This window comes from Brachyspira sp. (genome assembly GCF_050873525.1).
Lineage (GTDB): Bacteria > Spirochaetota > Brachyspiria > Brachyspirales > Brachyspiraceae > Brachyspira.
Window position 1 is genome coordinate 1 of sequence record NZ_JBNMIZ010000206.1, and the last position, 4,714, is coordinate 4,714.

A 4,714-nucleotide genomic window follows, 5' to 3' on the forward strand; every position below is an offset into this window, starting at 1 on the left:
AGTTTAAACTACTTTGTTCGCGGTTCGCGGTTCGCGGTTCGCGGTTGAGCCGTAAATATTATTTAATAGGTTTAATAACATAATGGTTGAATTATACGATATTTAGAATTTTTTGTCAACAGTTTAAATAAAATTTTTTTTTAAAAAATTCGCTAAAATGGGGCTGTAGCCAAAAAAAATTGGTCATTGAAATTTTTAATTAATCTGTCATTGCGAAGCTCTGCTGAAGCAATCCAATATTAATGGAATTAAATTTTAAAATAAAATTTTATTTTAATTGGATTACTTCGGGCTAAAGCCCTCGTTCCCGCAGGGACGCCTACGGCGAATGACAAAAAATGCATTGTCATTGCGAGATTTGTTTTACAAATCGAAGCAATCCAAAATAATAAAAAATTTTCTTTTCTGTGGATTACTTCGGTTTTTACAAAACCTCGTAATGACACTTAAAAACCCCGTCATTGCGAGTGAAATAAAGCAATCCAATTCTTAATAACGACAAAAAAGAATTAAAAAAATTTGTTATTTATAATCTTATCATATATAATTAAAAAATTAATATTTCGGAGGCGGAAATGAAAACCGATATACAAATAGCTCAAGAATGCAAATTAAAAAGAATAGAAGAAATAGCGAAAAAATTAAATTTAAAATACGAAGATTACGAAGTCTATGGAAAATATAAGGCAAAAATAGAATTGTCGCTTTTAGATAAATTAAAAAATAAATCGGATGGAAAACTTATTTTAGTAACGGCGATAACTCCGACTCCAGCGGGCGAGGGAAAATCTACCGTTACAATCGGGCTAACTCAAGGATTAAATAAAATCGGCAAAAAAACTATAGCGGCTTTAAGAGAGCCTTCGCTCGGTCCCGTATTCGGAATAAAAGGAGGAGCATGCGGAGGAGGATATTCTCAAATAGTTCCGATGGAAGATATTAATTTGCATTTCAATGGAGATTTTCATGCAATCGGGAGTGCGCATAATCTTATAGCGGCTTGCATAGACAATCATATAAAACAGGGAAATAAATTGAATATCGACATCAATAAAATCGTTTTCAAAAGAGCGGTAGACATGAACGACAGAGCTTTAAGAAATATAATAATCGGACTCGGCGGAAGTCAAAACGGAATTCCGCGGGAATCTTCATTTCAAATTACCGTTTCGTCCGAAATAATGGCTATATTATGTTTGTCGAATTCGTTAATGGATTTGAAAAAAAGAATCGGAAATATAATTTTCGCCTACGATAAAAACGATAATCCTTTGAAAGTTAAAGATTTGAAAATAGAAGGTTCGGCTTGCGCTTTACTTAAAGACGCGATAAAACCTAATTTGGTTCAAACTCTTGAAAATACTCCCATTATAGTTCATGGCGGTCCTTTCGCAAATATAGCGCATGGATGCAATTCAATCTTGGCTACAAAAATTGCATTAAAACTTTCCGACTATACGATAACGGAAGCGGGCTTTGCGGCGGATTTGGGAGCGGAAAAATTTTTGGATATAAAATGCAGACTTGCAAATCTTAAACCTAACTGCATAGTTTTGGTGGCGACAATCAGAGCTTTAAAACATCATGGCGGGGCAAAAAATATTTCAAAAGAAGATTTAAAAGCTTTAAATAAAGGTTTTGAAAATTTGGATAAACATATAGAAAATATGCAAAAATATAATATTCCGATTATTGTGGCGATAAATAAATTCTCTTCCGACACGGAAAAAGAAATAAATCTTATAAAAGAACATTGCAAAAATTTAAATGTGGAAATAGCTTTATGCGAGGCTTGGGAACATGGCGGAAACGGAGCTAAAGATTTGGCTAAAAAAGTTGTAAGTATAATAAACGAAAATAAAACGGAAAATTATAAACCGCTTTATAAATTAAATCTTCCAGTGAAAGAAAAAATTGAAATTATATGCAAGGAAATTTACGGAGCGGGAAAAATAACTTTCTCCGAAAAAGCTTCAAAAATGATAAAAAAAATAGAAAATATCGGATACGGAAATTTGCCGATTTGCATGTCGAAAACTCAAAAATCAATTTCGGATAATCCTTCGTTACTAGGAGCGCCGAAAAATTATACTTTGAATATTGACGAAATAAAACTCGCGTCTGGCGCGGGCTTCATAATCGCGATGGCGGGCGGAATAATAGATATGCCGGGACTTCCAAAAATTCCTGCAGCTTGCAATATCGATATAGACAAAAACGGAAAGATAAGCGGATTATTTTAATTTGAAATTTTAAATAATTTATTTTTATTTAAAAAATATTTTTTAATTTATAATAAAAAATTAATCTATCGGGAACTTTTTTAAATTATATTCGTCTAATAATTTATAACAAAATACAAAACAGGAGATTAAAAATGACAAGAAAATTTTTAACCACAATTATTTTAAGTATGTTAATAGTATCGAGCGTATTCGCTCAAACTTCAATTCTATCTTGGGGAAGAGGTTCTTACGGAAGGGGCTATTATAATCGTAGCTACTACGGAAGAGGCTACTATGGACAAGGGTATTGCCAAGCCGCTTACGGCGTTAGCAGATTCGGAGGAATAGATTTAACCGAAGAACAATTAAACGAGGTTAATAAAATTTTGACTCCCGAACAGAGAGAGGTGTTAGATTATTATCAGCAATACGGATATTATGGACGAGGATATTTTAGAGATGTTAACGGAGTTCGCGGATTGGGAAGAATAAATTTAAGCGAAGAGCAGTTAAATAAGATTAACAATATTTTGACTCCCGAACAAAGAGAACAACTAAAATATTGCAGACTATACAGATAAACTTATAAACTACTACTTAAAATAAAATTTAATTGAAGAGGCGGCACACTTGCCGTCTCTTTTTAATTTTAAATAATTGATTTTTATTTAAAAAAATATTTCTAATAATATTTATAATAAAAAAAATTAATCTATCGGGAACTTTTTTTAATTATATTCGTCTAACAACTTATAACAAAATACAAAACAGGAGATTAAAAATGACAAAAAAAATTTTAACCACAATTATTTTAAGTATGTTAGCGGTATCGAGCGTGTTTGCTCAGCCTCCAGTTCCTCCAGCTCAAAACGGTTATCAGCCAGCGCCAAGACATGAACGAAGGCAAGACAGACATGTCCGCGGAGTTAGAGGATTGGAATGGATAAATTTAACCGAAGAACAAAGAAACGAGATTAATAAACTCGATTATGATTACGAAACGAAAATAAGAGAAGTGGAATACAGAAAAAGAGGCGTAGATTATAAATTTGAATACGAAAGAGAAAAAGCGGATATAGATTTAGCCACGATAAAAGATTTAATTAATCAAAGAAAAGATATTGAAAAAGAAATCGACTATTTGAGAATAGAAAAAGAAGTTTCAATATTGAATGTTTTGACGCCCGAACAGAAGGAGCAGTTAAATTACGGCAGACGATATAGATAATCCTTACTTTTTGAGTTAATTTGATTGAGGGAGACTGTAATTTGCAGTCTCTCTTTTATTTTTTCGAAGTTATCCTAATTCCAAAAATAGTAATTATTCTATACTTCCCATCCTCCGATATAGAAAAAATAAAATCCCATATATTTCTTTTTATAGTTCTATTATTTATTTGCCAAATAACATTTTCCAAATGCCTTAACCTATTTTCATTTTCAAGTTGTTTATCTTCACAAATTGCAATCGGATAAGGCGCATCTATAACTTTAATATTATTTTTTACATGCCGACATAATTAAACCTTGAATATAATAAAAATTCAAAAATTGATTCCGAATAATATTCCTTTAATAAAAATATGGAAAAGAATTTAAATATTTCTGATAATAATTTGATTGACAAGTGATTTTTATTAATTTAATTAATTATTTAAATATATTTACTAATATCACTGATTTAGATAAATCTAAACACTTATCGTCATCTATAAGTTTATCATCATTTGGACCATTATGTATTTCTGCATGATATTTATTCTTTTTAGTAGGCTTATCAATAGGATATAGTTTAATATCTAAACATTTTTTAACACTAATTTTCACTATAGCTTTTTTCTTATCTCTATGAAATCTAACTTTTAAATTTTTAATTATTTCATTTTCTTTTCTATTTGCCAACTTCTCTACTGATAACCCATTTTTATCTTTAAAAGCAGACGGGCTTGGACGATTAAATTCATCGTCCCAACAAATATTATCAATTCTTATATTTCTATAAAGAGTTTCATTTTTATTATCTTTTAATTCCATAAAATCTAATTATTATATTATTAATTTTTTGTATATTATCATAATCAATAATTGAAGACGCGCTTATATTATTTTGTCGTTTTTGATACATTTTTATATTTTTTCTATTAATAACCTCAAATTCTAAATATTTATTTGGATGCATTCTATCATAATATTCAAGCTGTATGCTTCCATTAGCGGTTGGAAATATTTTAGGTTGAATTATTAACTCTTTTATAAGATAACTTACTATATTAATTATTTTTTTGCTTATAGGTTTAGCTCCATAATAATTCCAATTATTTTTAAGATTTCTAATAATCTCCAATTTTTTTTCATTATCCTCAATAGAAACTTTATTTAAATTGCAATCTATAATATTATCTAAAACTATATTATTTTTTCTATCAGAAGTTATTTTTATTATATTTTTTGAGATATCAGAAGTTGTTATCTCTAATAAATATTTATTG

6 protein-coding genes are annotated in these 4,714 nt (G+C 29.6%); 3 read left to right on the plus strand and 3 right to left on the minus strand.

Translation table 11 applies throughout. The features are described from left to right. Positions 1–248: 248 nt before the first annotated feature. The gene (locus ACR0QS_RS11180; RefSeq protein ID WP_432633530.1) at positions 249–446 is read right to left on the minus strand and encodes a hypothetical protein; all 198 of its coding nucleotides are present in this window, start codon (positions 444–446) and stop codon (positions 249–251) included. A gap of 129 nt (positions 447–575) precedes the next feature. Here ACR0QS_RS11180 and ACR0QS_RS11185 point away from each other — a divergent pair, with 129 nt between their 5' ends. From ACR0QS_RS11185 to ACR0QS_RS11195, 3 genes are all read left to right on the plus strand, one after another. Then, positions 576–2,243, plus strand: a complete 1,668-nt coding sequence (locus ACR0QS_RS11185) for a formate--tetrahydrofolate ligase (RefSeq protein ID WP_432633531.1) — start codon at positions 576–578, stop codon at positions 2,241–2,243. Positions 2,244–2,377: 134 nt separating this feature from the next. Further along, positions 2,378–2,806, plus strand: a complete 429-nt coding sequence (locus ACR0QS_RS11190; RefSeq protein WP_432633532.1) for a hypothetical protein — start codon at positions 2,378–2,380, stop codon at positions 2,804–2,806. Positions 2,807–3,006: 200 nt separating this feature from the next. Next, a complete protein-coding gene (locus tag ACR0QS_RS11195; RefSeq protein WP_432633533.1) occupies positions 3,007–3,453 on the plus strand; it encodes a Spy/CpxP family protein refolding chaperone in 447 nt (148 codons plus the stop codon). A 422-nt stretch (positions 3,454–3,875) separates the two neighbouring features. On the opposite strand, the gene ACR0QS_RS11200 is transcribed toward ACR0QS_RS11195, so the two are convergent. Then, the gene (locus ACR0QS_RS11200; protein WP_432633534.1) at positions 3,876–4,259 is read right to left on the minus strand and encodes a hypothetical protein; all 384 of its coding nucleotides are present in this window, start codon (positions 4,257–4,259) and stop codon (positions 3,876–3,878) included. Beyond that, positions 4,243–4,714: hypothetical protein (locus ACR0QS_RS11205; protein WP_432633535.1), on the minus strand; the 472-nt coding region annotated here is incomplete at its 5' end. The genes ACR0QS_RS11200 and ACR0QS_RS11205, both read right to left, overlap by 17 nt.